The 26,332-nt window shown below is 69.9% G+C and carries 20 protein-coding genes, 1 tRNA gene and 1 pseudogene; 14 read left to right on the forward strand and 8 right to left on the reverse strand.

The window, feature by feature from the left end:
- Window positions 1-3 precede the first annotated feature (3 nt).
- From ACOKR1_RS19430 to ACOKR1_RS19440, 3 genes are all read right to left on the reverse strand, one after another.
- The gene (locus ACOKR1_RS19430) at window positions 4-984 is read right to left on the reverse strand and encodes an alpha-ketoacid dehydrogenase subunit beta (RefSeq protein ID WP_422934524.1); all 981 of its coding nucleotides are present in this window, start codon (window positions 982-984) and stop codon (window positions 4-6) included.
- Complete coding sequence (gene pdhA / locus ACOKR1_RS19435) at window positions 984-2,210, reverse strand: pyruvate dehydrogenase (acetyl-transferring) E1 component subunit alpha (protein ID WP_422934525.1); 1,227 nt, start codon at window positions 2,208-2,210, stop codon at window positions 984-986. Before pdhA ends, ACOKR1_RS19430 begins: the two co-directional genes overlap by 1 nt.
- A 159-nt stretch (window positions 2,211-2,369) precedes the next feature.
- On the reverse strand, window positions 2,370-3,569 hold the full coding sequence (locus ACOKR1_RS19440; protein WP_422934526.1) for a histidinol-phosphate transaminase: 1,200 nt from the start codon (window positions 3,567-3,569) through the stop codon (window positions 2,370-2,372).
- A gap of 57 nt (window positions 3,570-3,626) precedes the next feature.
- On the opposite strand from ACOKR1_RS19440, the gene ACOKR1_RS19445 reads away from it, so the two are divergent.
- The gene (locus tag ACOKR1_RS19445) at window positions 3,627-4,061 is read left to right on the forward strand and encodes a phage holin family protein (protein ID WP_415856438.1); all 435 of its coding nucleotides are present in this window, start codon (window positions 3,627-3,629) and stop codon (window positions 4,059-4,061) included.
- A gap of 17 nt (window positions 4,062-4,078) precedes the next feature.
- Here the strand turns inward: ACOKR1_RS19445 and ACOKR1_RS19450 are convergent, their stop codons facing one another.
- Both ACOKR1_RS19450 and ACOKR1_RS19455 read right to left on the reverse strand, forming a co-directional pair.
- On the reverse strand, window positions 4,079-5,434 hold the full coding sequence (locus ACOKR1_RS19450; RefSeq protein ID WP_422934527.1) for a hypothetical protein: 1,356 nt from the start codon (window positions 5,432-5,434) through the stop codon (window positions 4,079-4,081).
- Window positions 5,431-5,862, reverse strand: a complete 432-nt coding sequence (locus ACOKR1_RS19455) for a hypothetical protein (RefSeq protein ID WP_422934528.1) — start codon at window positions 5,860-5,862, stop codon at window positions 5,431-5,433. The genes ACOKR1_RS19450 and ACOKR1_RS19455 overlap by 4 nt, the downstream gene beginning before the upstream one ends.
- Before the next feature lie 292 nt (window positions 5,863-6,154).
- Between ACOKR1_RS19455 and purB the strand changes: the two genes are divergently transcribed.
- The 5 genes from purB to ACOKR1_RS19480 all read left to right on the forward strand — a co-directional run bounded on the left by purB (window position 6,155) and on the right by ACOKR1_RS19480 (window position 9,470).
- Window positions 6,155-7,594 carry an adenylosuccinate lyase gene (gene purB, locus ACOKR1_RS19460; protein ID WP_422934529.1) on the forward strand — a complete coding sequence of 480 codons (1,440 nt, stop codon included), beginning with the start codon at window positions 6,155-6,157 and terminating at the stop codon, window positions 7,592-7,594.
- Between the two features lie 172 nt (window positions 7,595-7,766).
- Window positions 7,767-7,840, forward strand: a tRNA-Met gene (locus ACOKR1_RS19465).
- A 231-nt stretch (window positions 7,841-8,071) separates the two neighbouring features.
- Complete coding sequence (locus ACOKR1_RS19470; RefSeq protein WP_422934530.1) at window positions 8,072-8,254, forward strand: helix-turn-helix domain-containing protein; 183 nt, start codon at window positions 8,072-8,074, stop codon at window positions 8,252-8,254.
- Window positions 8,255-8,365: 111 nt separating this feature from the next.
- On the forward strand, window positions 8,366-9,178 hold the full coding sequence (locus ACOKR1_RS19475) for a tyrosine-type recombinase/integrase (protein ID WP_422934531.1): 813 nt from the start codon (window positions 8,366-8,368) through the stop codon (window positions 9,176-9,178).
- The gene (locus ACOKR1_RS19480; protein ID WP_422934532.1) at window positions 9,159-9,470 is read left to right on the forward strand and encodes a tyrosine-type recombinase/integrase; all 312 of its coding nucleotides are present in this window, start codon (window positions 9,159-9,161) and stop codon (window positions 9,468-9,470) included. The genes ACOKR1_RS19475 and ACOKR1_RS19480 overlap by 20 nt, the downstream gene beginning before the upstream one ends.
- Before the next feature lie 498 nt (window positions 9,471-9,968).
- Here the strand turns inward: ACOKR1_RS19480 and ACOKR1_RS19485 are convergent, their stop codons facing one another.
- Window positions 9,969-11,276: a Fic family protein gene (locus ACOKR1_RS19485; protein ID WP_422934533.1), complete on the reverse strand. Its 1,308-nt coding sequence runs from the start codon at window positions 11,274-11,276 to the stop codon at window positions 9,969-9,971.
- Window positions 11,277-11,563: 287 nt separating this feature from the next.
- Between ACOKR1_RS19485 and ACOKR1_RS19490 the strand changes: the two are divergent.
- From ACOKR1_RS19490 to ACOKR1_RS19500, 3 genes and pseudogenes are all read left to right on the forward strand, one after another.
- Window positions 11,564-12,505: pseudogene (locus ACOKR1_RS19490) on the forward strand (integrase core domain-containing protein); the annotation flags it as partial.
- 764 nt (window positions 12,506-13,269) lie between these two features.
- Window positions 13,270-16,320 (forward strand): MobF family relaxase, encoded by a 3,051-nt coding sequence (mobF, locus tag ACOKR1_RS19495; RefSeq protein ID WP_422934534.1) that lies wholly within the window; start codon window positions 13,270-13,272, stop codon window positions 16,318-16,320.
- Window positions 16,321-16,604: 284 nt separating this feature from the next.
- Window positions 16,605-17,348 (forward strand): alpha/beta fold hydrolase, encoded by a 744-nt coding sequence (locus ACOKR1_RS19500; protein ID WP_422934535.1) that lies wholly within the window; start codon window positions 16,605-16,607, stop codon window positions 17,346-17,348.
- 408 nt (window positions 17,349-17,756) lie between these two features.
- Here ACOKR1_RS19500 and ACOKR1_RS19505 read toward each other — a convergent pair whose 3' ends face one another.
- Window positions 17,757-19,418 carry an FAD-binding dehydrogenase gene (locus ACOKR1_RS19505; protein ID WP_422934536.1) on the reverse strand — a complete coding sequence of 554 codons (1,662 nt, stop codon included), beginning with the start codon at window positions 19,416-19,418 and terminating at the stop codon, window positions 17,757-17,759.
- Between the two features lie 76 nt (window positions 19,419-19,494).
- Here ACOKR1_RS19505 and ACOKR1_RS19510 point away from each other — a divergent pair, with 76 nt between their 5' ends.
- Window positions 19,495-20,172 (forward strand): methyltransferase domain-containing protein, encoded by a 678-nt coding sequence (locus tag ACOKR1_RS19510; RefSeq protein WP_422934537.1) that lies wholly within the window; start codon window positions 19,495-19,497, stop codon window positions 20,170-20,172.
- Between the two features lie 82 nt (window positions 20,173-20,254).
- Here the strand turns inward: ACOKR1_RS19510 and ACOKR1_RS19515 are convergent, their stop codons facing one another.
- Entirely contained in the window at window positions 20,255-21,622 is a 1,368-nt protein-coding gene (locus tag ACOKR1_RS19515; RefSeq protein WP_422934538.1) for a flavin monoamine oxidase family protein, read from the reverse strand.
- A 149-nt stretch (window positions 21,623-21,771) separates the two neighbouring features.
- Here ACOKR1_RS19515 and ACOKR1_RS19520 point away from each other — a divergent pair, with 149 nt between their 5' ends.
- The 4 genes from ACOKR1_RS19520 to ACOKR1_RS19535 all read left to right on the forward strand — a co-directional run bounded on the left by ACOKR1_RS19520 (window position 21,772) and on the right by ACOKR1_RS19535 (window position 26,192).
- On the forward strand, window positions 21,772-22,473 hold the full coding sequence (locus tag ACOKR1_RS19520) for a TetR/AcrR family transcriptional regulator (RefSeq protein WP_422934539.1): 702 nt from the start codon (window positions 21,772-21,774) through the stop codon (window positions 22,471-22,473).
- A 170-nt stretch (window positions 22,474-22,643) separates the two neighbouring features.
- Window positions 22,644-23,750: a nitrilase-related carbon-nitrogen hydrolase gene (locus ACOKR1_RS19525; protein ID WP_422934540.1), complete on the forward strand. Its 1,107-nt coding sequence runs from the start codon at window positions 22,644-22,646 to the stop codon at window positions 23,748-23,750.
- Complete coding sequence (locus ACOKR1_RS19530; protein WP_422934541.1) at window positions 23,747-24,790, forward strand: agmatine deiminase family protein; 1,044 nt, start codon at window positions 23,747-23,749, stop codon at window positions 24,788-24,790. Before ACOKR1_RS19525 ends, ACOKR1_RS19530 begins: the two co-directional genes overlap by 4 nt.
- 1 nt (window position 24,791) lies before the next feature.
- Window positions 24,792-26,192: an APC family permease gene (locus tag ACOKR1_RS19535; RefSeq protein WP_422934542.1), complete on the forward strand. Its 1,401-nt coding sequence runs from the start codon at window positions 24,792-24,794 to the stop codon at window positions 26,190-26,192.
- Window positions 26,193-26,332: the final 140 nt, after the last annotated feature.

Below are 26,332 nucleotides of genomic sequence, written 5' to 3' on the forward strand. Positions count from 1 at the left end.
CTCCTAGTACGCGAACGCCCGGTCGAGGGCCTCAAGGATGCGGTCAATGTCCGGGAGGTACTGGCCCTCGATCTTCGCGACCGGGTAGGGCATATGGAACGCGCCCACCCGGATCACAGGAGCCTCGAGGGAGAGGAACGCGCGCTCGGAGACCCGGGCGGCGATCTCGCCGCCGAGCCCGCCGAACGTGGGGGCCTCGTGCGCGACGACGAGCCGACCGGTCTTCTCGGCCGAGGCGGTCACGGTGTCGAAGTCGATCGGCGACAGCGAGCGGAGGTCAATCACCTCAATGCTGCGACCGTCGCCGGCCGCGGCCTCGGCGGCGGCGAGCGCCACCGGCACGAGCGGCCCGTACGCGACGACTGTCGCGTCGGTGCCCGCGCGGACCACGTGGGCCCGGAACGGATCGGTCGAGGCGCCCGGATCGGCAGTGTCGACCTCGCCCTTGAGCCAGTAGCGGCGCTTGGGCTCGAAGACGATGACCGGGTCCTCGGACTCGATCGCGCGGCGAGTCATCCAGTAGGCGTCGTGGGGGTTGGACGGCGTGATGATCCGCAGCCCCGCCGTGTGCGCGAACAAGGCTTCCGGCGACTCCGAGTGATGTTCGACCGAGCCGATGCCGCCGCCGTACGGGATCCGGATCGTCACGGGGACGGTGAGCCGGCCGGCGCTGCGCGCATGGAGCTTCGCGAGCTGCGTCGTGATCTGGTTGAACGCGGGGAACACGAAGCCGTCGAACTGGATCTCGCCGACCGGGCGGTACCCCCGCAGCGAGAGCCCGATGCTCGTGCCGACGATTCCCGACTCCGCGAGTGGGCTGTCCACCACCCGGTCGTCGCCGAATTCGGCCTTGAGGCCCTCCGTCACGCGGTAGACGCCGCCGAGCGAGCCGATGTCCTCGCCCATGAGCAGCACGGTCTCGTCGGAGGCGAGGGCGTCACGGAGCCCGGCGTTGATCGCCTTGGCCAGGGTCATCGTGGGCATCAGTGGCCGCCTTCCGCCGTGTTCGATTCCTCGGTGTCCTCAAAGCCGGACTCGTACTCGAGGTGCCATGCCAGCTCGGCGTCCACGAGGGAGTGCGGCTCGGCGTAGACGTGGCCGAGCGCCTCCTCGAAGCTCGGCGGCTCGAAGGCGAGGACGTCCTTGCGGGCCTTCGCCGCGAGGGCGTCGCCTTCCGCCGCGACCTCGGCGAAGAACGCGTCATCGGCGTGGCCCTCGGCGCGCAGGAACTTCTCGAACCGGGCCACGGGATCCTTAGCGAGCCACTCCTGCTCTTCCTCGGAGAGCCGGTACTTGGTCGGATCGTCGGCCGTGGTGTGTGCGCCCTGACGGTACGTGTAGGCCTCGATGAGCACAGGTCCCTTGCCGCTGCGCGCCCGCTCGAGGGCCCATTCGGTCACGGCCTTCACGGCCAGCACGTCGTTCCCGTCCACTCGGAGGCCTGGGAAGCCGTAGCCCTTGGCTCGATTGTGGAGCGGGATGCGGGACTGCACCTGCGCGGGCACCGAGATGGCCCACTGGTTGTTCTGGCAGAAGAACACCACGGGCGCCTTGAAGCTCGACGCGAAGACCATCGACTCGTGGACGTCCCCCTCCGAGCTCGCACCGTCGCCGAAATAGGCGACGACGGCGGCCGGGTCCCCAGCGTCGCGCCCGGCGGCAGCGGCCCGGGAGGCGTCGCGCTGGAGGCCCATGGCATAGCCGACGGCGTGCGGCACCTGAGCGGCGAGCACGAGGGTGTAGAGGTGGAAGTTCGTCTCCGTCGGGTCCCAGCCGCCGTTGGACACACCCCGGAAGAGCCGCAGGAGCTCGCCGAGCTCGACCCCTCGCGTGAGCGCAACGCCGTGCTCGCGGTAGGTCGGGAAGATGTAGTCCTGGGGAAGCGTCGCGCGGCCGGAGCCGATGTTCGCTGCTTCCTGGCCGCGGAGCGGAACCCAGAGGGCGAGCTGACCCTGGCGCTGAAGTGCGGTGGCCTCGACGTCGAAGCGCCGGATCAGCGCCATGTCGCGGTAGAGCTCGCGCAGTTCCTCTCGGGTCAGGCGGCGCGCGCGCTCCGAGAAGTGGGAGCCGTTGTGGAACCGGCCCTCCTCATCGAGGAGCTGCACCATGTTGACGTGGCCCTCGGTTCGCCCGTGGGCGAGGGCCTCAAGCTCGTCGAGCAATTCCTCCGGGATGTCGTCGAACTCGGTGGTGGGCAGATGTCCTGCCATGCCGCCGCCTCCTGCCGTGGTCGTGGTTCCGTGGTCCGGACAGTCCGCCGCCTCGATATATATTCCTTTTCCGGAATGTATTCCACATTCGGAATATATGCCTGCGGCCCAGCTGTCACTCTACAGAGTGCGGCTGGGCCGCAGAGCATAGGTTAATCGCTAGGAAGCTATCGGGGCTTTTGTGAAGGTTCTACAGAGCTCGAGGAATCGCGAATTCGCCTCCGGCTCCCCGATGCTGACCCGGACGCCCTCGTTGCCGAAGGCCCGCACCGAGAGCGCTTGAGTCGCGGCGAGGGCCGCGAAGTCCTGCGTCGCCTCGCCGAGATCGAGCCACACGAAGTTGCCCTGCGCGTCCGGAACGGACCAGCCGATTTCGCGGAGCCCCGCCATGACCCGATCCCGCTCGTCGACGAGCGTTTGTACCCTTTCTACAACCTCGGCAAAGTGGTCGAGGGACGCCATCGCGGCGTGCTCCCCTACAGTCGACACGGCAAAGGGAACCGCGGCCACGCGGAGGTGCTGGGTCACTTCGGGGCGCGAGATCGAGTAGCCCACGCGGAGCCCCGCTAGGCCATGCGCCTTCGAGAACGTTCGGAGCACCACCACGTTCGGATACTTGCGGTACATCGCGATGCCGTCCACCGCCTCCTGGTCCCGGACGAACTCCTGGTAGGCCTCATCGATCACGACCAGAACGTTGCTCGGCACCGATTCGATGAAACGCTCCGTCTCCTCCCGGCGCAGCGCGGGGCCGGTCGGATTGTTCGGAGTGCACAGGAGCGCGACTCGCGTGCGCTCGGTGACCGCGGCGGCCATCGCCTCGAGGTCGTGGCGACCGTCGGGCATGACGGGGATCTGCACGCTCTTCGCCCCGGCCAGCCCCACCGAGATGGGGTATGCCTCGAAGGAGCGCCACGCGTACAGCACCTCGTCCTGTACGCCGTCGTCCTGCTGCCCCGCGAACGCGGCGAGAAGCTGATTGAGCGCGCCGAGGCTCCCGCCACCCGTCACGATGTCCTCGGCCGGAACGTCGAGGAACTCCGCGAGCCGCCTGCGGAGCGCCGTCGCCACCGGGTCCGGGTAGCGGTTGACGGCGGTCTGCGCCGCGATCGCCTCGAGCACCGCCGGAATCGGCGGGAGCGGGTTCTCGTTGGAGGAAAGCTTGAAGCTCTCAAGCCCCGGAATCGGGGCCGGGGGCTTGCCGGCGGCGTACTTCGGGAGGCGGCCGATCACGGACCGCGGGTCGACGGACGCGATGGGGCCGCCGGCGGCCGCGAGGCTCGGGGTACCGGCCTCGGCCGCGCTGATGGCGACGGCGGCTGCTTCGGCGCCGTCGCGGCTGTTCAGTGCAGAAGTCATGGTTCCAAGGGTAGCCGCGGCGAGCGCGGCGACAGCATGGTGTGGAACGATAGGCCCATGATGCGGTTCCTGCTCCGTATTGTCGTCAACGCCGTTGCGCTCTGGGTCGCGAGCTTCCTGCTGCCCGGCATTCGGATCAACTCGACCGCCGCCGCGGATCTGGCTGCCAATTCGGGCGCCGGCGGCCACAGCGACACCCTTGGCGTCGTGCTCGCGTACCTTTTCATCGGCCTCATCTTCGGCCTCGTCAATGCTCTCGTCAGGCCCATCGTCGAGCTCCTGTCCCTGCCGGTCACGTGCCTCACGCTCGGCCTCTTCGCCCTCGTCATCAACGCGGCCATGCTCGCGCTGACGGCGTGGCTGAGCGGTTACACCCCTGTCCATCTGACGATCGATTCGTTCTTCTGGACGGCGATCTTCGGTGCGATCATCATCTCCCTCGTCTCGGCGATCATGGGCTTCCTGCTGGGCGCCAATCGCCGCGATCGCTGAGGGTCCGAACCGCTGACTCATGATCCCGGCCTCGCCCGGCCGGTCTTGGCCTTCGTGTCCGTACCCGTGTACGCGAGCCGCTCCCTCTGCGGCGGAGGTCCGCCAAGAGACGCCCCGCCCAACGCGGCGCCGACGATCGCTGCGTGCGCCGCGATCGAGGGATTCGACGAGCCGTCCAACAGGGCGGCGTCCCGCTCGTAGTTCCCGAGGTCGTGGGCCTGGGCGAGCGTTTCTTGGGGAAAGGCCACCCTCTCGGCTGCGCCTCCCCGAGGAGGCGTCCGGACCATCACGACCGAGCTCGAAGGTTCCCCGATCCTCCCCGCCGCGGCCGGCACGATGTCGTCCGCGTTCGTGAGGCTCAGGACCGGGATGCCGGCGGGCGGCTTGAATGCCGTGACCGGCCCGCCGACGGCCGTCACGGCCGAGACTCGGTACCTCGCAAGGAACTCCTCATCTTCGAGGAGTCCCATCACGTGGATCACCCCCTGACTGTAGGCCGTGAACACCACCTCGTCGTCCTGCCCGAGTTCCTGTTCCGCGAGGGCCTGACGGATGAGCGCACGGATCTGGCTGTCCCGGGCGGCCATCCCGTCTAGAATCCCCTCGGTGTCCATCAGGTTCGCGTCGTCGAGGCCCCACGTCTGGGTACCGGGAACCGTGACCAATACCGCCAGCGTCCCGTCCGCGCGTTCGAATCGCTCCACGAGGATCGACGATTCCGGCACGCTCGTTCCGTCGTCGAGCGGCACCTGGGTCTGGGCCGTGCGCAGGCTTCGAAGCGAGTAGGCGAACGTCCCTGGATCGCCCGAACCGGCGGCCACGCGCGCCCGATCGACCGAGAGCGCGCCCTCGCGAGAATCCTCGATCCCGCCATTCGCAGCCTCACGGGCCATCCCGGCGAGGGTCTTGCCCGGGCCTTGGTTTGAGCGCCTCATGAGGTCGGCGAAGGCCCCGAGCCCGAACTGCCTCAGCAGAAGGGGCACGATTTCCGAGCCCGCGAGGAAGTTCTGGAGCCCGTCGACTGCTGCGGCACGCCGGGCCTCTTCCTCCTCGTACGCAGAGGCTGCCGTGCGGACCGACGCAGCGACGCCCTCGGCCTCCGACGCGATCCTGCGCGCTGTGCCCTCGATCCGCAGCGACTCGTCGCCGTACCTGACGGCGAGCGCCGACCCCGAGCAGGCCCCACCCTCGACGGCAAGCCGGGAAACGTACAGCGTGCGCCCCGCGTTCGCGACGGCGACCGCCGCGTCGCGCAGCTCGCCCGCCGCGGTCTCGAGCGAGTCAAGGCGCACGGCGTAGCCCCGCCCACCCGTCACCACGAGCCCGTCGCCTCCCGAGCTCATCGCGCCTGCGATCACCGCGCCTGCGATCATCGGCAAACCTCATCGGCCCGACGCGGTGCCGGACTGGCGGGCGAAGGTACGGGGAGCAACGGGCTCCTCGCCTCCTGGGGGATGAGCGGGCCCCGCGGCACATACGGAAGCAGCGGGCCGCGGGCCTGGGTGATGGGGAGCCTCGGCGTGGGCGCGGTCGCCGCGGCGTCCGAGGCCGAGCTTGCTGCGGCCGCCTGCACGGCCAGGCACTCCTGCGTCTCGCGCTCGAGAGATGCCGCCAAGACCCCGAGCCCCACGATCCCCGCGGTCACGGCCGCAAGTTCGGCGACGACGAACGCGACCCGCGCCCGGTACGAGTCGCCCGCGGTGCCAGACCACTCCGCGTGCCCTCCCCGCTCGCTCAGACGCTCTGCCCGGCGGGCCTCCTCCTCGGCCCGTCGGAGATGCTCTCCCGCGGACCTCAGCACCGCCTCATCGTGCTTGCACGCCCGGTCCGACCCCACGCCTGAACGCCCACCCGACCTTCGATCCACCGCTCCCCCTCCGCGTTCGCCCAGCAACTTCAGGGATCCCCGCCCCCTTCGGGCGCGTCCCCCCGCGCTTTACGCCGACGCTACGCGGGCCGGCGGCGCGACGGCGCCCCGCCATCGTCGTATGTGGACGGCGCGCCAAAGTTCGAAACTGTGGAGGGCAACCGCACGGTCGCGGGCCTATCGACGCCCTGCCCCAGATGCGGAACGCAACCTCCCATCTGGAAGAATGGAGGCCATGGCTGACTCCCCCGCACGCACGCCCTCCGGAAGGCTGTCCCTCGCGACCTCCGCCGAGCCGATCGCCCTCGGCCCGCTCGACGGCCGCTACCGCCCCGCGGTGGCCCCGCTCGTGGACTACCTCTCCGAGGCCGCGCTGAACCGGGACCGTGTCGCGGTCGAGGTCGAATGGTTCATCCACCTCGCCAGAAACTCAGTCCTCCCGGGCACGCACCCGCTCACGGCGGAGCAGGAGGAGGGCCTGCGCCGGATCGTCACGGAGTTCGACGCGGTCTCGGTGCACGAGCTCGCCGAGATCGAGGCCGTCACGGTTCACGACGTCAAGGCCGTCGAATACTTCATCGGGCGCCGCCTCGAAAGCCTCGGGCTCGGCCAGTTCACCGCGCTCGTGCACTTCGGCTGCACGTCGGAGGACATCAACAACCTCTCCTACGCTCTCGGTGTCAAGGGCGCCGTCGAGCACGTCTGGCTGCCCGCCGCCCGCGCTCTCGTCGAGCAGATCGCCCAGATGGCCCGCGAGAACCGCGACGTCCCCATGCTCTCCCGCACCCACGGCCAGCCAGCCACGCCTACCTCGCTCGGCAAGGAACTCGCCGTCATGGCACACCGCCTCGGTCGCCAGCTCGACCGCATCGGGCGGGCCGAGTTCCTCGGCAAGATCAACGGCGCCACGGGCGATTTCGCCGCCCACGTCGCCTCGGTCCCCAGCGCGGACTGGCAGCACGTCTCCAAGTCGTTCGTCGAGGGCCTCGGGCTCACCTGGAATCCGCTCACCACGCAGATTGAGAGCCACGACTGGCAGGCCGAGCTGTACGCGGACATCGCTCGCTTCAACCGGATCCTGCACAACGTCTGCACCGACGTGTGGAGCTACATCTCGATCGGCTACTTCGCGCAGATCCCCGTGGCCGGCGCGACCGGCTCCTCGACCATGCCGCACAAGGTCAACCCGATCCGCTTCGAGAACGCCGAGGCCAACCTCGAGATCTCCTCGGCCCTCCTCGACACGCTCGGCGCGACGCTCGTGACGAGCCGTTGGCAGCGCGACCTCACGGACTCGTCGAGCCAGCGCAACATCGGCGTCGCGTTCGGCCACTCGATCCTCGCCATCAGCAACGTCGCGAGGGGGCTCGCGGGCCTCGACGTCGCGGAAGGCACCCTGGCCGCCGATCTCGACCAGAACTGGGAGGTCCTCGCCGAGGCCATCCAGATGGTCATGCGCGCCGAGGCGATCGCGGGCGTCCCCGGCATGGACAACCCGTACGAGCGCCTCAAGGAGCTCACGCGCGGCCACCGCGTCGACGCCGCCCGCATGAAGGAGTTCGTCTCCGAACTCGGCCTCTCCGCCGAGGCGGAGGCCCGGCTCCTCGCGCTCACGCCCGCTACGTACAACGGCATCGCGGGTCGGCTCGTCGATCACCTCGGCTGAGGCGACGCCCTTCGAGACTGCGCACGACGGCGGGCCCGGGTCTGTGCCTGGCCCACCGTCGGCGTCGCCGCACCTTGATACGGGTCGCGGACGCTGATTCGAGTCGCCGACTAGGCCCGTTCGACGCCCGATTCGCGTTGAGCACCCGGAGCGAGTAAAGTAGATCAAGCGCCGCGGGGTGGAGCAGTTCGGTAGCTCGCTGGGCTCATAACCCAGAGGTCGCAGGTTCAAATCCTGTCCCCGCAACGAAGAAGGGCCGGAAACTTACGGGTTTCCGGCCCTTTTTGCGTAGGTGGAACTTGATACGGTCATCGTTTAGTCATTGGAAACCCCTCATCCGCGGCGCCAACGGAGCGGGCCGGAACTGTTGGCTCGGATTGTTTCGGGCTGGCAGCGGATTCCGTGGTCTCGGCGGCGCACCTGTGGGGTATGAGCGCTGTATCCAGGCCGGTCCGGTCGGTCCCGGGGCTGGAGCCGATGATCGATGTGGCGAGCCTCGCGGCCTATCTGGGGGTGCCGGTTTCGACGATCTACGACTGGCGTACGAACCGGAAGGGGCCGCCGGCCTACCGCTTCGGCAAGCACGTCATGTTCGCTGTGTCCGATGTGAAGGCGTGGGTGGAACAGCGGCGCGACCCGGCCGTGTCGGGCGGGGGCTGACCGGTCGTGGCTAGGCCGCGTCTGCCGATCGGCACCTTCGGCGAGTTCGGGTTCAGCACTGCGGCCTCCGGCAGGGTGCGGGCGCGGACCCGGTTCCGGGACTGGGACGGGGTGAGCCGCCTTGTGCAGGCTTCCGGGTGCACGCAGAGCGCCGCCGAGCGGGCGCTGAAGGGGAAGCTGTCCGCGCGCGCGGTCTACCAGTGCGGCACCGGCGAGCTGAGTGCGGATAGCACCTTCAGGCAGCTCGCCGATTACTGGCTGGCCGACATGGAGCTGAATCCGGATCTGGCCGGGGGCACCAAGGGGCTCTATCGGTGGAACATGACCCACCTCGTGCTCCCGCACTTCGCGGACCTGACGCTGCGGGAGATCGGCGTGGCCCGCTGCGATGCGTACATCAAGCAGCAGCGGCAGATCAGCTACAGCCGCGCCAAGCAAGCCCGCAATGTGCTCCGCCAGGCATTCGGGCTCGCGGTGCGGCACGAGATCCTGTCGCGCAGCCCGATGGAGCCCATCGCCCGGCTGCGCCAACCCCGGCCCGACCCGAGCGCGCTGAGCGCCGCAGAGGTCGACGCGGTGCGCACCGCGATCCTGTGCTGGGAGAGGGGCCTGAGTCCCTGCGGCCCGAAACCCGACGGCCAGCTCGGCGCGATCGTCGAGATCATGCTGGGCACCTCCGCCCGGATCGGGGAGGTCCTGGCCATCCGCTGCCGCGATATCGACCTGGCCTCGCCGGTCCCCTCCATCCGGATGGCGGGCACCCTCGTGACGCCGCGCGGCTGCGGGGGTCCGCCCACGCGGCAGGACCACCCGAAGACGCACAAGTCGCGCCGCACGATCGCGCTGCCCTCGTTCACCGCGGAGGCCGTACGCGCCCGCCTGGCCGCGGTGAAGGCTGGCCGCGGTGAAGGACCGTTCCCCTGACGGGCTGCTGTTCGCCAGCCGCAACGGGACCCCGCTGACGACGGCCAACGTGCGCAGGCAGCTGCGGCATGCACTCGAGCTGGCCGGCATCGAGGGAGTCACCCCGCACATGTTCCGGCGCACCGCGGCCACCGCCATCAGCGACAGCGCCGGTGTCGATCTCGCCGCGGAGCTGCTCGGGCACGTCGACCCCCGCATCACCGTCCAGCACTACATCCGCCGCAACGAGATGGTGAACCCCGCCACCGCGGCAATCCTCGACGCCGCCTTCGCGAGGCAGGGCACACCGTGAGCGGGCCGGAGGCGGGGACGACGCGACCACCTCGGAGCACACCTCCCTGTTGCCTCACGTCAATACCTCCGCGAAGTCTGGTCCCTTCATGCCCGCACCGCGTAGCATGGTCGCGTCGCCGTCGCGCCGGGCTCCCCGACGGGGCGGCACAGGACCCGACTGCTGCAGACGCTTCCGCCGCGTCGGCCTTCCGGGTTGCGGGGCGTTTTCGCAGGTCACACGGTGGGGCCACCGTGGCACCACCGTCGCTTCCGCGCAGAAGAGGGGTGCGGACGCCGAGACCGCAAGGCGCGACCTCGCCAGGATCGAGGCCGTGCCCGGTCGAGGAGACTGCGCAGGTCATCCGTGCCCGCGCGGAGCTGGAGCGGGGCGCGGCGCGAGGCCGCCGGGCGCGTTTGCCGCCGAGAGTCGGGCACACGCCGCCAAGCTGCACGACTTCACCCGACGCCCGGGTGACCACGGGGCGATACCGTCCCGCCGCGGGCTGGGAATCTAGCCCTACAGGCCCGGCGCATCCTGTCGTGACGGGCGCGGCGACCGCCCGGCGCCGAACTGGGTCGGGTCGGGCAGCGCGGGGCCCAGCCTCGGCCTGCGGTCCCTCGTGTCGCCTCCGCCGATACGGTTGCTGCGCTCGGTGAGTGCGACGAGGGCAAGGTGCCTGTCAGCTGTCCAGCAGACCAGCCGGCCACGCTCCCTCGCGCGACCCAGGATGCCTGCCTCGGCAAGCTCCGTGAGCGCGCGGTGCGAGGCGGCCGGCGAGACGCCCAGGCGGGTGCTGACGGACTCGGCGGTGAGCACGGGGTCGGAGGCGAGGGTGCCGAGGATGCGAAGGACTACCGCGTCGCGGCGCGGGACCGCCGGGCTCAGGCCGCGGTCGCGCCGGAACCGCACCAGTTCGTCGCGCACATCGGCGTCCAGCGCCGCGATGTCCTGGGCAAGCCTGACGGCATTGCCCGCGGCACGCTCGGCGGCCTGCGCGAACCCGATCACCCACTCGTCCACCTTCGGCGGGTCGGCACGGTAGTCGGTGAGCCCGGCGATGTAAGAGTCGGTGTCACCGGCGAACACCGTGCTGATCGGGATGAGCGCGTTCCGCAGCGCATCCGCCCGCCGCAGGACGGTGTGTATGAGGGCGCGCCCAGTGCGCCCGTTGCCGTCGATGAACGGGTGGATCGTCTCGAACTGCGCATGCACGATCGCCGCGCGCACCACCGGGTTCCCCGCGGTGTCCGTCGCGAAACGGGCAAGGTCGGCGACCAGGCGCGGCACCTCGGACTCCGGAGGTGGCACGAACGCAGCCCGCAGCGGAGACCACCCGGGCCCACCCACCCAGTTCTGCTCCTGGCGCAGCCCCCGCTCCAGGCGCGGTTCGATCACGTGCTGAAGCTCCACGATGTCCGAGGTCGTGATTGCCCGTCCCCGGTCCGCGAGGCCGGCGATCGCGGCCTCGGTCGCCCGCACGTTCGCCACCACGTCGAGCGCCTGCCGCGGGCCCTGATGCAGCAGCTCGGCGATCGCCAGGCGTTTCGGGGAGACGCGGTTGCCCTCGATCCAGGATGACGAGATGGATTCCGACCGGATCAGCAGATGGTTCAGGAAGCGACCCCGAGGCCCGATCCGCTCGTCGGCACGGGCCAACACCGCCAGGGCGTCCTCGGCCGCGGCCTGCGCCTCGGATCCGAGCCCGGGAAGGCGGTCGCCCAGCTCGGCGGGCACATACGCGAGGTAGCGGCCCGCCGCTCGATCTTTCCGGCTCAAGCCGCCCGCATCCTCGGGGTGCCATAGGCGCTCGACATACTCACCCATCAGCGCCTCCGATCCGCGTGCCGAACTTCTACTTTAGACAACCTAAGCGAGAAATAGAAGGGCGGCCGTCACGGCTAGCTGTTGCCTGCCGAAGAGGTTTCCCGCTCAGGGAAGCTCCTTCTGAAGTGTCCGAGATGTCCTGATGCAGAACTGTCCGGTATGTCCTGAGACATCACAGCTTCTTCTGAATGTGTTATGTCTCAGGACATCGGTGACACTCGTACATCAGGACATCGGTGACAGTTCCGGGGTTCTTCGTGGTGACGCTTCTCCCGTTGTGATGGGGGGTGCAGAAGAATAACGATCCCGTTGATCCTCGTGTCCGTCTCGCGATCGCCCGGTGGCCTGACGACGCCCCGCGCGGGTCGGTGACGACGTTCTGCCTCGAGCACGACATCTCCCGCAAGACGTTCTACGCCCTCCGCGCCCGAGCCCGGGACGAGGGGCAGGCCGCGGTACTGGAGCCGCGTTCACGCCGCCCGAGGACGAGCCCCAGCCGGATCACCGAGGATGCATCGCAGCAGGCGATCGAGGTGCGGGCCGCGTTGGAGGCATCGGGGCTGGATCACGGGCCGATCAGCGTGCACGACAAGATGATCGCCCTCGGCCTGGTAGCCCCGTCGGTCGCGTCGCTGGCGCGGATCTTCCGACAGGCCGGCGTCGCCCGCGCAGAGCCACGGAAGAAGCCCCGTGCCTCCTACCGCCGGTTCGTCTACCCGGCGCCGAACGCGTGCTGGCAGCTCGACGCCACCGAGTACGTCCTGGCGCAGGGGCGCAAGTGCGTGATCTTCCAGCTGGAGGACGACCACTCCCGTCTAGCCGTCGCGTCCCACGTCGCCACCGGGGAGACCAGCGCGGACGCGATCGTCGTCATGCGCAAGGGCATCGAGAAGCGCGGCGTCCCGCAACGGCTCCTGACCGACAATGGGGCTGCGATGAACCCCGCCCGCCGGGGCTGGGAAGGCCAGCTCGCAGCCTACGGGGGAGCGCTCGGGGTGGAGATGATCACCGGCAAGCCCTACAAGCCGACCACGCAAGGCAAGAACGAACGCTTCCACCAGACCCTGTTCCGCTGGCTCGACAAGCAGCCCATCGCCGAGACGATCGAGCGGCTGCAGGAGCAGGTCGACGAATTCGACCGCATCTACAACACCGAGCGCCCTCACCAGGGCCTGCCCGGACGGGTCACCCCGCAGCGTGCTTGGGACGCGACCCCGGTCGCCGAACCACCCCGGCCCCGGCCGGTGCCGCCCCGCCCTGTTCTCCTCCACCCCGCGGGTGAAGCGCCCGGCACAGCCCTCGACTTCGAGAACATGCGGGCCGCGAGAGTCAAGAGCAGCGGGGTGATCGCGGTGAAGGGCGTCACCTATCAGATCGCCCGCGAGCTGGCGGGAGAGAAGGTCTACGTCGCCACCTCGGACGAGGGCGTCGCCTTCTACGGTCAGGGCGGCGAGCTCCTCATCGAGCACCCCTGGCCGGCACCGGGCACCAAGCACGTCAGCAACGGCCGGCCCCGCGGCTCCGGCGCGTCCCGTCCCGAAGACATCCGAGACGTCATCCGCAGCACCGGCACCGGCACCCCGCCCGGCGAATACCATCGCACCGTCCGCCCCGACGGGCGGGTCAGCATCCGCAACGTCGTCTACGGGCTCGGCCAGAAGCACGTCGGGCGTCGCGTCCACGCCGTCGTCGACGTCGAGACCGTTGCCTTCTGCGATGCGGACACCGGAGAGATCATCGCCGAGCACCCCATCCCCGACCCCGGCACCAAGCACGTCGGATACCGCCGCTACGCCCGCAAACTCCCGACCTTCGAGCCCAGCGGCCCAGACCCCGAACTGTCACCGATGTCATGAGACATGAAGTGTCACTGATGTCCTGATACAGAACTGTCACCAGTGTCCTGAGACATCACAAGCTTCTTCTGAATGGACGCATGCTACCGCCGGTAGGCGTTGCGCACCTGTCTCTCACAGAGGTGAGGGAGGCGGGCGTGAAGGGCGGCGTCACACTGTTCCGCGGGGACGGCGCGGCCGCGCGCCGGTACGTCGAATCCGACCGGTCGCGCGCCGACGACTACTACCTCGGCGAGGGGACCGTTGCCGTGTTCGTCCAGCTCGACCGCGACGGTAGGACCGCGGCCGTCGGTGACCTCGCCCCGGAGTCGTACGCGGCGTGGGTCGACTGGGCGCACCCGATCACCGGGGAACGGCAGGGTGTCCCGCGCCAGCCGGGCGAGGGACGTGGGGGTTCGCCGCGCTTCGCTGAGATGGTGGTCAACGCCCCGAAGTCCCTCTCGATCGCCGCGGCCCTGCACCCTGCGGTGTCGGCCGCGCTCGATGCCGCACAGCAGGATGCTGCCGCCGAGATCCGCCGTTGGCTGGCCAGGCATTCGGTGACACGGGTGGGGCCGCGCGGCGTGCAGGAGGTCGTGCCGGTCGAGGAGCTGCACACGGTCGCCGTCGTCCACCGCACGAGCCGCGCAGGGGATCCACACCGGCACATCCACCTCCAGATCGGCGCGCGCGTGCGCGCGGCCGGTGCCTGGCGTGCCCTGGACACGGCGGCACTGTTCGCCCAGCAGGGCGCAATTCGCGCGCTCGGCACGGCCGTGATCGCCGCCCATCCCGCGCTGGCCGACGTTCTCGACCAGCACGGGCTCACACTGGATCCCGTCACCGGCGAGGTCGCCGAGCTGCGGCCATTCAATGCAGTGATGAGCAAGCGGGCCGTCCAGGTGGAGCGGAACCTCGCCCGCCTGACCGCCGAGTGGGAGGCTGTGCACCCCGGCAAGACGCCCGGGCCGGTGGTCACGGCGAGGTTGCAGGCCAAGGCTTGGGCGCACGAGCGGCCCGCGAAGAAACCGACCAGCCTCGCCGAAGAGGCCGCGTGGGTCGCCGAACTCCGCCAGGCCGGATACGACCCCGCAACCCTGACGCGGCCGGCACCGCCCGGGGTGGTTGCGCTCGACGACCTCTCGATCGAGGCGATCGCATCGCGAGCCCTCGACCGCTGCGCCGCCCGCGCCTCCGCGTGGACCGTGCACACCGTCACCGAGCACATCACCGAACTGGTGACCGAGTGCGGCGTGCGCGCAACCGGCGAGGAGCTGCGGGAGTTCGTCGCGCTCGCTACCCGACTCGCCCTGGAGGACTGCCTCTCGCTCCTCCCGCCCGGCGCACCCTCACCGGAGCAGGTCGCACACCTCACGAGCATGCATGTGATCGGAGCCGAGACGAGGCTCCGCGACCTCCTCGCCGCCCGCGTCACCGGCGTCGAGCCCGAGCACCCAGATTTAGGTGGTCTCGCCCAGGCCGACGGGCTCGATCCCGACCAGAGCGAAGCGGCCGCGGCAGTCGCCTCGACGGATCCGCTCGTCGTCGTCGAGGGCGCGGCCGGTGCGGGGAAGACGACGATGCTCGCCGCCGCGATCGCCGCCTCCGAACGCGAGGGGCGCCGGGTGCGCGTCGTCGCCCCGACGAAGAAGGCCGCGCAGGTCGCGGCCGAGGAACTCGGCGTGCCAGCGGATTCGGTTGCGGCCCTGGTGCACGCGCACGGCTGGCGGTGGAACGACGACGGCGTCTGGACTCGCCTCGCCCGCGGCGCGATCGACCCCGAGACCGGCCGCACCTACAACGGCACGCCCGCCGCGGCGCGGATCGGCGGTGGCGAGCGGATCGTCGTCGACGAGGCCGGGATGCTCGACCAGGACACCGCGCTCGCCCTGTTCACCCTCGCCGCGGAATCGGGCGCCACCGTGGCGCTGGTCGGCGACCGCGCGCAGCTCCCCGCGGTGGGCCGCGGGGGAGTGCTCGAGATGGCCGCCCAGCTCCGCGGCCGCACCTTGCAGATGACCAGCGTGCACCGCTTCACCGATCCCGACTACGCCGGCCTCACACTCGCGATGCGCGACGGCCGCGACCCCGGCGCCCTGTTCGACCAGCTCACCGCACTAGGTCTCGTCCGGATCCACGTGAGCGAGGACGACGCCCAGGCGCACATCGCCGGCACCGCCCGCGACGGCGACGCGATCACCGTCGCGACCATCGAGGAAGCCACCGCTCTCAACGAGCGCATCCGCGCCCGCCGCGTCGAACACGGCGTCGTCGATGGCGCCCGCACAACCACAGGCAGCGACGGGCTGGGCATCGGATCGGGCGACCGGATCCAGACCCGACGCAACGACACCCGGCTCGGCGTCGCCAACCGGCAGAACTGGATCGTGCAGCACGTCGACCCCGACGGATCCCTGTGGGTGCGCGAGACCGGCACGGGCCGGAAGCACAACACAAGCGTCCGCCTCCCCGCCGACTACGTGGCAGAGCACACGCACCTTGCCTATGCGGCGACCGCCTACGGCGTCCAGGGCACGACCGTCACGGCGTCGCACACCCTGCTCACCGACCAGACCAGCGCGGCGGCGGTCTACGTCGGCATGACCCGCGGCCGCCAGACGAACCTGCTGCACCTCGTCGCCGAGAACCACGCCGATGCCCGGGAACAGTTCACCGCCGCGATGGAACGCGACCGCGCCGACCGCGGCCTCGCCGTTGCCACGGACCGGGCAAGGGAGGCGGTCCGCGGGCTCGTCGACGACGGCCTGGCCGGGCGGGTACGAGGCGGCCTCGCCGCCCTCACCGCCCGCGCCGAGGCCGCCGAGCGCATGGCCGCACAGTGGGGCCACGTCGCCGACCTCCTCTCTGGATCGGGCACACATCGCTCCATGCCGTCGGCCAGGCAGGAAAGACTGGCCGCCATGGCCCGCGTCTTCGGCGTCGAGAAGGTCCGCCGAGCCGCCGCGCGGTACGAACGCGCCAACCCCGACCGCGAAGCCCGCCGTTGGACAAAGACTGCAGAAGACGCACGAACCGAGGCCGAGGCGCTGAGATTGTTGACGCCTCGCGAAGCCGTCGCCCGCATCGAGCGCACCCACGCAGCCGAGGCACGGAAGGCTGCCGCCCGCAAGGCTCAGCAGGCCGAAGCCGAGCGCCTGACGACACGAGGGCGCGCCTCCGGCCGAGAGGCTCGCGGCCAGAGCCTCTGAGCAACGCGGCGAACGACGTCTGGCAAGCTGAGCGCACGGGGGCGTGGCCGTGTAGGGGAAATTCAGGTCCACCATTCGCCCCGCCCGTTAGCCGGCCCACCTGTCATTTTCCGAAGTCGAGTGCACAGCCTCCCGCGGCTTTCTGGGCCTTGTGCGGAGGACTTCGGTCAGCCGGCGTGTCCGAACAGATCCTCGCCAAAGCAAACCCCAAAACAACTTCAGAAACGCGACACTAGAGAGATCAACTATTCCCGTTCGGACATCGCGCTCAGTATGCTGGCGCTATGACGGACGTGCTCTTCCTTCCCGGGGGCATTGCGCCTGCCGAAGTTCGATACCGCCCCTTCCTCAACCACCTGCCCGGAATCAGCCCGCTGCTGAAAGACCTCGAGGTCTACGCCGGCGAGGCGCCGCCGACGGGCTATTCGGTGCAGGCGGAAGTTGACGGCATCGGACGCGCGGCCGAACGAGCGGGTTGGGACCGGTTCCACATTTACGCGCATTCGGGCGGCGCTGCGTGCGCTCTCGCATTCGTCGCGAGCCATCCCGAGCGGGTGCTGTCTCTCGCGGTCGACGAGCCAGCCTCTGACTTCACCCCTGCTGATCAGGGTGATCCCTACTGGGCCGAGATCGAAGACGCCGTGAAGCTCCCCGGCCCGCAGTCCGTCGCCGCATTCCTCCAACTCCAGGTCGCACCTGGCGTTGAGCTGAGCGGTCCGCCCGACGGTCCGCCACCAACGTGGATGGCGAAACGTCCCGCCGGAATGGCGGCGCTCGCCAACGCCCTCCGGAACCACCGCGTCGATCCCACCAGCTACTCGAAGTTCGATGGGCCGGTCCTATTCACCTTCGGGTCCCTCACCCACCCGAGGTGGCGAGCCATGCGCGACCGACTCAAGGGACTCTTCCGAGACTTCACCTCAGAGGAGTTCGAAGGTCTGCACCACCTGAACACCTGCCATCAGGCCGAGCCGGCGCGGACCGCGGAGCTGGTGACCAAGCTCTGGGGACGCGCACAACCGCAGTAGCCGCTCGACGCTGGCTCTTGTCCGCCTCGTGCTTGATCTCGTATCGGCACTCGCTGCAAGCCTGTCCTTCGCTGCGTGCACACGAGTCCGAACACGACAGATGATCGCACTCCTCCGCACAAGCCAATGAGAGCACGGGGTCAGCCACGAGGACCCTGCATCCTGACAGGTGCCGTCATCGAATACTCACTTGATTGACCCGCAGCGCACCAAGACCAACCCCATATAATCGAAGACGTGATCCAACCGGATCACCTAGAAATCACGGGAAAACCGTGAGTATCCAGTCTCACCTGATACAAACCGCAACCTTGTATCAAGGCTTCCAGAGGTCGCAGGTTCAAATCCTGTCCCCGCAACCACGTGAGGCCCCGGATCGACGAGATCCGGGGCCTTTCTCATGCCCTCCTACACTGAAGCGGCGGCAGCCCGACCGGCGATGCGCCCCGAGAACAGACACCCGCCCAAGAACGTACCCTCGAGGGCGTTGTAGCCCATGAGCCCGCCGCCACCGAAACCCGCGGCCTCGCCCGCGGCGAACAGCCCCGGGATCGGCTCGCCGACCCCCAAAAGGCCCGGCGTGGAGAGGCAGCGCCCCGACAGATCCGTCTCGAGCCCGCCGAGAGTCTTGCGCGTCAGGACGTTGAGCCGGACCGCGATGAGCGGGCCGTTCGCGGGGTCGAGGATGCGGTGTGGCGCGGCAACCCGGATAAGCCGGTCCCCGCGGTACTTCCGGTGCCCGCGCAGGAACGTCACTTGCGCATCCTTGCCGAACGGGTTGTCGATCTCCCGATCCCGGGCCTCGAGCACCGTCCGCAGGCCGGCCTCCGAGATGAGCCCCGGCTCCCCGACACGGTTCATCCCGGCCACGAGCTCGGCGAGCGTCGTCGCGACCACGAAGTCCGCGCCATGCCGCATGAACGCGTCGACGGGCCCAGGCGCGCCGCCCCGCACCCGCGCGAGCATGAGGCGCACGTCCTTGCCCGTCAGGTCGGGATTCTGCTCCGACCCAGACAGCGCGAACTCCTTCTCGATGATCTTCTGCGTGAGCACGAACCACGAATAGTCGTAGCCCGTGCCCCGCAGGTGTCGGAGCGTCCCGAGCGTGTCGAAGCCGGGGAAGTAGGGCGGCGGGAGCCTCCGGCCCGAGGCGTCGAGCCAAACCGATGAGGGTCCCGGCAGGATCCGTATCCCGTGGTTCTCCCACACGGGGTCCCAGTTCCGCAGGCCCTCGACGTAGTGCCACATGCGATCGCCGTTGATCACACGGGCCCCCGCGCCGGACGCGATGCCGAGCATGCGCCCGTCCACATGCGCTGGCACCCCGGCGACCATCGTAGACGGCGGCTCGCCGAGCCGTGCGGGCCACATGGACCGCACGAGGTCGTGATTTCCGCCGATCCCGCCCGACGCGACGACGACCGCGGATGCCCGCAGCTCGACGTCGCCCGTCACGACCCGCGAGCTCGCCGTTCCGCGCGCCGCGTCGGACGCCTCGAGGACCGCGCACCGCACGCCGACCACGGCGCCGCCCTCGACGAGCAGCTCGTCCACGCGGTGACGGAACAGCAGGCGCACCCGGCCGGCGTCGGCGTGGTCGAGCACCCGGCGGACGAAGGGCTCGAGCACGCCGGGCCCTGTGCCCCACGTGAGGTGGAAGCGGGGCACGGAGTTGCCGTGGCCGTCGGCCCGCCCGTCGCCGCGCTCGGCCCAGCCGACCACGGGGAAGAAGCGCACGCCCATCCCGTGCAGCCACGACCGCTTCTCCCCCGCCGCGAAATCGAGGTAGGCCTCGGCCCAGCGGCGCGGCCAGTAGTCCTCGGGCCGGTCGAACTGCGCGCTTCCGGCCCAGTCCTGGCCCGCGAGCTCGCGCGAGTCCCGCACGCCCATGCGCCGCTGCTCGGGTGAGCCGACGAGGAACAGCCCGCCAAGCGACCAGAACGCCTGCCCGCCGAGCGACTGCTCCGGTTCCTGGTCCACCACCGTCACGTGCTTCCCGGCGTCGGCGGCCTCCGCGGCGGCCACGAGCCCCGCGAGCCCAGCCCCGATCACGATGACCTCGGCATCCAAGGGGGTTCCTTCCGTCGGCGTCAGGTTCAGCCTTCCGGTCCGCGACACGCGAGTCAACGCGTCGCATACTCGTGGCATGGGCTCCTGCTGCGGCGGCCCCGACGGCCACGGCCCCGACCATCACGGCTACGACGCCATCTTCGACTCACGCTTCTCCCGCTCGATCGCCAAGCGCTACGGCCGCAAGGGGCTGAGGCCGGCCGAGCGCCAAATCGTCGACTTCCTCTCGGGCGCGGGAATCGAGGGTGCCACGGTGCTCGAGGTCGGCGGAGGGGTGGGCGAGATCCAGCTCGAGCTCCTCAAGCGGGGCGCGGCGAGGACCCTGAATCTCGAGCTCTCGGGGGCCTATGAGGAGGATGCGCTGCGGCTCATCGAGCAGGAGGGCTTCGTGGGCCGCGTCGAGCGACGGCTGGGCGTGGATCTGGCCAAGGAGGGCGACGGCGTCGAACCGGCGGACGTCGTCGTCCTCCACCGCGTGGTGTGCTGCTATCCGGACTATGCGCGGCTCCTCGGCGCCGCCGCGGAGCACGCCCGACGCGCGCTCGTCTTCAGCTACCCCACGGCCAACCCCGCCTCCCGGACGTTCATCCGGCTCATGAACGGACTGCTCGGTGCCACGGGCAACTCGTTCCGCGGCTTCGTCCATTCCCCGGCGGCCATGGCCGGCGTGATCCGCGGCCAGGGGCTCGAGCCGTCGTTCCACTGGAAGAGCCCGGTGTGGCACGTCCTGGGGGCGGTTCGCACCACCGCCTGACGCGCTGGACGCACGACGGCCGACGGCGGCACCCGGGTGAGTGCCGCCGTCGGCCGTTATTCGGGACCCCCGCGAGCCGTGCTCAGACGCGCGCGGCGAGGATCTCCTCGGCCGCCCGCCGCCCCATGCGGAGCGCGCCGTCGACGTGCTGGTACCCCTCGCCGGCGATGTCGGAGCACGCGAAGTGGATCGGGCCCACGGGAGTGCGCTGGTCGGCGCCGTAGCGGGAGAGGCCGCCGAGGTCGAAGCTCGCGGCGTAGGCGCCGCGCGTCCACTCCTCGGAGCCCCAGTCGGACTCGTAGTAGACCTCGGCGTCGAGGGCCTCGGGGCCGAGATAGTGCGCGATCGAGCCGAGGATCCGGGCCTTGCGCTCCTCGGGGCTCAGCGCGAACATCGCGTCGGCGTGCTCGTCGGAGACGAAGCCCACGAGCGTGCCGCGCTCGTCGCCGTAGTTCGTGTTGTCGTAGACCTCCTGGACCAGCTGACCCACGCCGAAGCACGTCCCCGAGAGCCCGGCCTCGCGCCAGAACGGGCGGTCATAGACCGCGTGGACCTTGATGACGAGGCCCATCGAGAGGTGCTGGTGGAGCTGGTGCTGGCGGCGCGGGAGCGGGGGCTCGTACGAGATGCGGCTGTAGAGCGTCGGCGGGACGGCGAGTATCGCGCGGCGGGCCGTGACGGACACGCCGTCGGCCTCGGCACGAACGCCCTCCCGGCCCCATGCGAGGGTGCGCAGCGGGGCGCGGAGGACGATGGCGTCCCCCAGCTCCGCGGCCATGGCCTGGCTCACGGACTGCATGCCGCCCACCACGCGGCGGTCGAGGATGAAGTCCTCGTCGAGGAGGTTGCTGAACGAGCCGGCCGACGCGGCCATGAGCACTGCTTGGAGCGCGGAGAACGCGTGGGCCGGCTTGGTCAGCATGGCGCCGGCAATGAACATGCCGATGAGCTCGCATGCTCCCTCGTCCGCGGACTGGGCACGGAGCCAGTGATGAAACGAGACCGTGTCGAGCTCGCGAGCCTTCGGGTGGGCCCACGGCTCCTCTGGGCCGAGCTGTGCCGCGAGCTCATCGAGCAGGCCGGCGAGGCGCTCGATCTCGGCGAGCGTGCCGGGCGAGACGGGGAAGTCCGCGCCGTCGTAGACCGTCCGCTCGCCGTCCGCGGCGACGTAGACGCTCTGGCCCTCGCGGTACCGCTGGTAGGTCTCCTTGCCGAGCTCGGCGACGAGGGCCAGGAGCTCGGTCTGGTCCGGGCTGATCCACTGGCCACCGATCTCGAGCCACGCGCCGTCGACCGTGTCGCTCCACGTGCGGCCGCCCACGCGGTCGCGAGCCTCGAGGACCACGACTTTCTCGCCGCTCCGTGCGAGCGTGCGGGCGGCCATGAGGCCCGCGGGTCCCGCTCCGACGACGACGACGTCAGCCCTTAGCTCTCGCTTCTCACCTGCCATGGTTGTCTCCTTTCCTGACGGGGCGTCGGTGCCCCCTGTGGTGCAAATCTCTAAATGAATATAGTTCATTTATGCGGGAGCGCAACCCTCGAGGCGTTGCGGGGTCCCTGGCGCCGGGTTGCGGGGTCTCGTCGCCTAAACTCCGAGACATGGAGTCCGCCGCGCCCGACGCACCCGAGGCAACGGGCCCGCCCGCGCCGCGCCGCCGCGGGCGCCCCACGCGCCCCGTGCTCTCCCGCGCCAAAATTACGACGGCGGCGCTCGCCATCATCGGCAAGGCCGGCTACGACGGGCTCACCATGGCCGCGCTCGCCCGCGAACTCAGGACCGCGCCGTCGGCCCTCTACAACCATGTGGCCTCGAAGGACGAAGTCCTCAACTGGGTCCAGGACGACGTCAACGAGACGATTGACACTTCCAGCTTCGGACGCGAACCCTGGGACCTGGCGCTGACCCGCTGGGCCTATTCGTATCGCGAGGCCTTCGCGAGGCACTCGCCGCTCATCCCGGTCATTGCCGTCCTACCGATCACGGGCGCCCCGCACTCGCTCGCGATGTACGAGCGCGTGGCCGAGGGGCTGCGGGCCGGAGGGTGGCCCGAGGACATGGTCGTGGACGCGATCGTGGCGATGGAATCGTTCATCCTCGGCTCGGCGATGGACGTCTCCGCCCCGGAGTGGATCTTCGACGTCGGCGATCGGCGCGACCTCGCGCCGACGTTCGCGGAGGCCGTCGCAGCCCGGCGCGGGCGCGGCCGCCCTGCCGCCGACGACGCCTTCGCCCTCGGCCTCAACGCGCTCATCGCGGGACTCCGCGGCACGCTCGCCGCGACGCTCGCGACCCGCGACTGAGACCCCACAACCTGGGGACCGGGACCCCACAACCCGACGGACGGGACCCCACAACAGTGTGAGGGGTCTCACTTCACACTCTTGACCGTGGGCTGCGTCACTGCTCTAATAAACGAACGTCATTCATTTATTGACGTCCTGACCTTTCTCACTTCCCCCAAAGGACCCCCATGCAAGAGATCCTTGCCCTGCAGCCCCCGGTGTCGTGGGCTCGCACGGGCGATGCGGCCGAAGGCCGTAGCCAACACAGAGTTCCTCCGCGCGCCCCACTGCGCGTCGCCCTCGTCCAGCACCGCTGGCACGAGGACCCCGCCGAGACGGAGCGCGAGCTCGCCGAGGGCATCGGCCGTGCGGCGGCCCACGGCGCGAAGGTCGTGTTCCTCCCCGAGCTCACGCTCTCCCGCTACCCCGCCGACACCCTCCCCGACTACACCCCGAGCAGCATCGCCGAAGACCTCGAAACGGGCCCGACCCTCGCGTTCGCCCGCCGCGCAGCCCGCGAACACGGCGTCTGCGTCCACGCGAGCCTCTACCGCAAGGGCCCCGCGGGCGACGAGCTCGGCTACAACACCGCGATCCTCGCAGGCCCCGACGGCTCCCTCCTCGGCGCGACGGACAAGCTCCACATCCCTGTGACCGAGGGCTACTACGAGGACAAGTTCTTCCGCCAGGGCCCCCAGCCCGAGGCCCCGCAGGCGGCCCACAACGGCTACCCGATCCACGCCCCGGCTGAGCTCAACGGCGCCCGCCTAGGCCTCCCCACGTGCTGGGACGAGTGGTTCCCAGAACTCGCCCGCGTCTACTCGCTCGGCGGCGCGGAGCTCCTCGCCTACCCGACCGCGATCGGTTCCGAGCCCGGCCACCCCGACTTCGACACGGAGCCGCTCTGGCGTCAGGTGATCGTGGGCAACGGGATCGCGAACGGCCTGTTCATGGTCGTGCCTAACCGCTGGGGCAGCGAGGGCCTCGTGACGTTCTACGGCTCCTCGTTCATCTCCGACCCCTACGGCCGCGTCCTGGCCCGCGCACCCCGCGAGGGCTCCGCGGTCCTCGTCGCGGACCTCGACCTCGACCAGCGCCGCGACTGGCTCGCCCTCTTCCCATTGCTCGCCACGCGCCGCCCCGAGACGTACGCGGCGCTCACCGCGCCGGTCGACCCGGCCGCCCCGTTCGGGGCGCCCCGTCTGAGCGTGCCCCAGTGGGGCACCGCGGGAAGCGACAACGGGCGCGCGCCGTCGTCGTTCGCGACCCCCGCGCTGGAAGGCGCGCCGGCATGACGTGGCGCATGCCCGCAGAGACCGATCCGCACGAGCGGCTGTGGATGGCGTGGCCGTCCGGCGGGTACACGCTCGGCGACACGGACCGGGACGCGCACGAGGCCCGCAGCGCCTGGGCGGCCGTCGCGCATGCGGCGCTCCGCTACGAGCCGGTCACCATGGTGGTCCGGCCCGAGGACCGCGGGGTCGCGAAGGCGTACCTCGATGGCCGCGTGGGCATCGTCGAGGCGCAGCTCGACGACGCGTGGATGCGGGACATCGGCCCGAGCTTCGTGGCGGACGACGACGGCCGGCTGGGAGCGGTCTGCTGGGTCTTCAACGGCTGGGGGCAGCAGAGCTGGGCCTCGTGGGGGCACGATGCGCGGATTGGCCGGGCGGTCTCCGACGCCGCCGGCGCGGCGCGCGTGCCCAGCCGGCTCGTGAACGAGGGCGGGGGCTTCCAGACCGACGGCCTCGGCACCGTGCTCCTGACCGAGACGGTCCAGCTCGACCCGGGCCGCAACCCGGGCGCGAGCAAGGCCAGCGTCGAGGCCGAGCTCGAGCGCACCATCGGCGCCCGGCACGCCGTGTGGCTGCCCCGAGGCCTCACGCGGGACACGAAGGAGTTCGGCACGCGAGGCCACGTGGACCTCGTCGCGGCGATCCCCTCGGCGGACACCCTACTCGTCCACGTCCAGTACAACCCCGAGCACCCCGACTTCGAAGTGAGCGGCGAGCTGCTCGAGGTGCTCAGGGCGTCGCGCACCGCGGACGGGAAGCCGTGGACGATCATCGAGGTCCCGGCACCCCAGCAGCTGCACGACGGCGAGGACTGGGTGGACTGGAGCTACATCAACCACGTGGCGCTCAACGGCGGGCTCGTGGCCTGCTCGTTCAACGACGCGCACGACGAGAAGGCGCTGCGCATCCTCGCCGACGCCTACCGGGGGCGGCACGTGACCGCCGTCGACGCTCGCACTCTGTTTGCCCGCGGGGGCGGGATCCACTGCATCACCCAACAGCAGCCGCGCAGCGGCTCGGGACCGCTCGGAAGGAACTGACATGACGACTCATACTGCAGAGGTGAACATCGGCACCACGGGGAGTCGCTCGGCAACGACGCTCAAGCGCTCCCTCGGGCTGTGGGCCATCGTGGGCCTCGGCCTCGGCTACATGACGCCGACCACCGTCTTCGACACGTTCGGCATCGTCTCGAACGAGACGAACGGCGCCGTCCCGCTCGCATATCTCGTGGCGCTCGTCGCCATGGTGTTCACGGCCGTGAGCTACGGCCGCATGACCCGAGTCTTCCCCTCGGCCGGCTCGGCCTACACGTACACGTCGGAGACGATCCACCCCAATCTCGGTTTCCTTGTGGGCTGGGCGTCGCTCCTCGACTACCTCCTCCTCCCGCTCGTCAACGCGCTCCTCATCCGGATCTACATGGAGTCGTTCTTCCCGGACGTTCCCGCGTGGATCTGGGTCGTGGGGTACGTCGTCGTCATCACGTTCCTGAACCTGTGGAGCATGAAGTCGACGTCGAAGGTCAACGGCTTCCTCGTGGTGTTCGAGGTCGTGCTCATCGGGGTGTTCCTCGTGCTCGCGTGGAACGCCCTCTCGCATGGCGATGGCAACGGCTCGCTCTTCACCACGACCCCGCTCTTCCACGACGGCGTGGATGCCTCCGCGATCATGAGCGGCGCGACCGTGGTCTGCTTCTCCTTCATCGGCTTCGACGCGATCACGATGTACACGGAGGAGGCCAAGGACGCGAAGACCGTTCCGAAGGCGACCGTCCTGGCCCTCCTCATCGGCGGCGCGATCTTCTTCGTCGCAGCTTGGTTCGGCCAGTCGGTGTTCCCCACGCTCGACGGCTTCCAGAACACGGACGACACCCTCCCCGAGATGGCGCTCAAGGTCGGCGGCGAGTTCTTCAAGATCCTGTTCACGTCCGCCGCGTTCGCAGCAACCGTCGCGTCGAGCCTGTCCTCGCATGCCTCGGTGTCCCGCATGATCTTCGTCATGGGCCGCAACGGCCGCGGCCCGGTATCGAGGCTGTTCTCCTTCGTCCACCCGCGGTTCCAGACGCCTTCGTTCGCCGTGATCTTCGTGGGTGCCGTCTCCATGCTCGCGATCCCGTTCACGCTCGAGTTCGTCTCCTCGATGATCAACTTCGGCGCGCTCATTGCGTTCACGTTCGTGAACCTGACCGTCGTGGTGTACTTCGCGTTCCGGAGGAGGGAGTACCGGACGCCGCGGGAGGTCTTCACGAACGTCGTGCTCCCCGTGATCGGCATGGTCCTCACGGGCGTGCTCTGGGCGAACCTCAACCTCGACGCGCTGACCTACGGGGCCATCTGGTTCGGGATCGGCGTCCTGTGCCTGCTCGTCATCACGAAGGGCTTCCGCTCGAAGCTCAGCGTGAGCATGCGCGAGGAGGACGCCGCCGAGCTCGGCGGCTGAGCCCCGGCTTGGGGTGACGTACGACGGCGGTGGGCTGGCAGATCTGCCAGCCCACCGCCGTCGTCTGTTGACTTCCAAATGCGCTCCCCCCTGTCTCCGAACGGGGTCCGTGGCACCCGCGGGGATGTGCGAACATGAAG

The sequence above is a fragment of the Sinomonas sp. P47F7 genome, from assembly GCF_049332655.1.
Taxonomy (GTDB): domain Bacteria; phylum Actinomycetota; class Actinomycetes; order Actinomycetales; family Micrococcaceae; genus Sinomonas.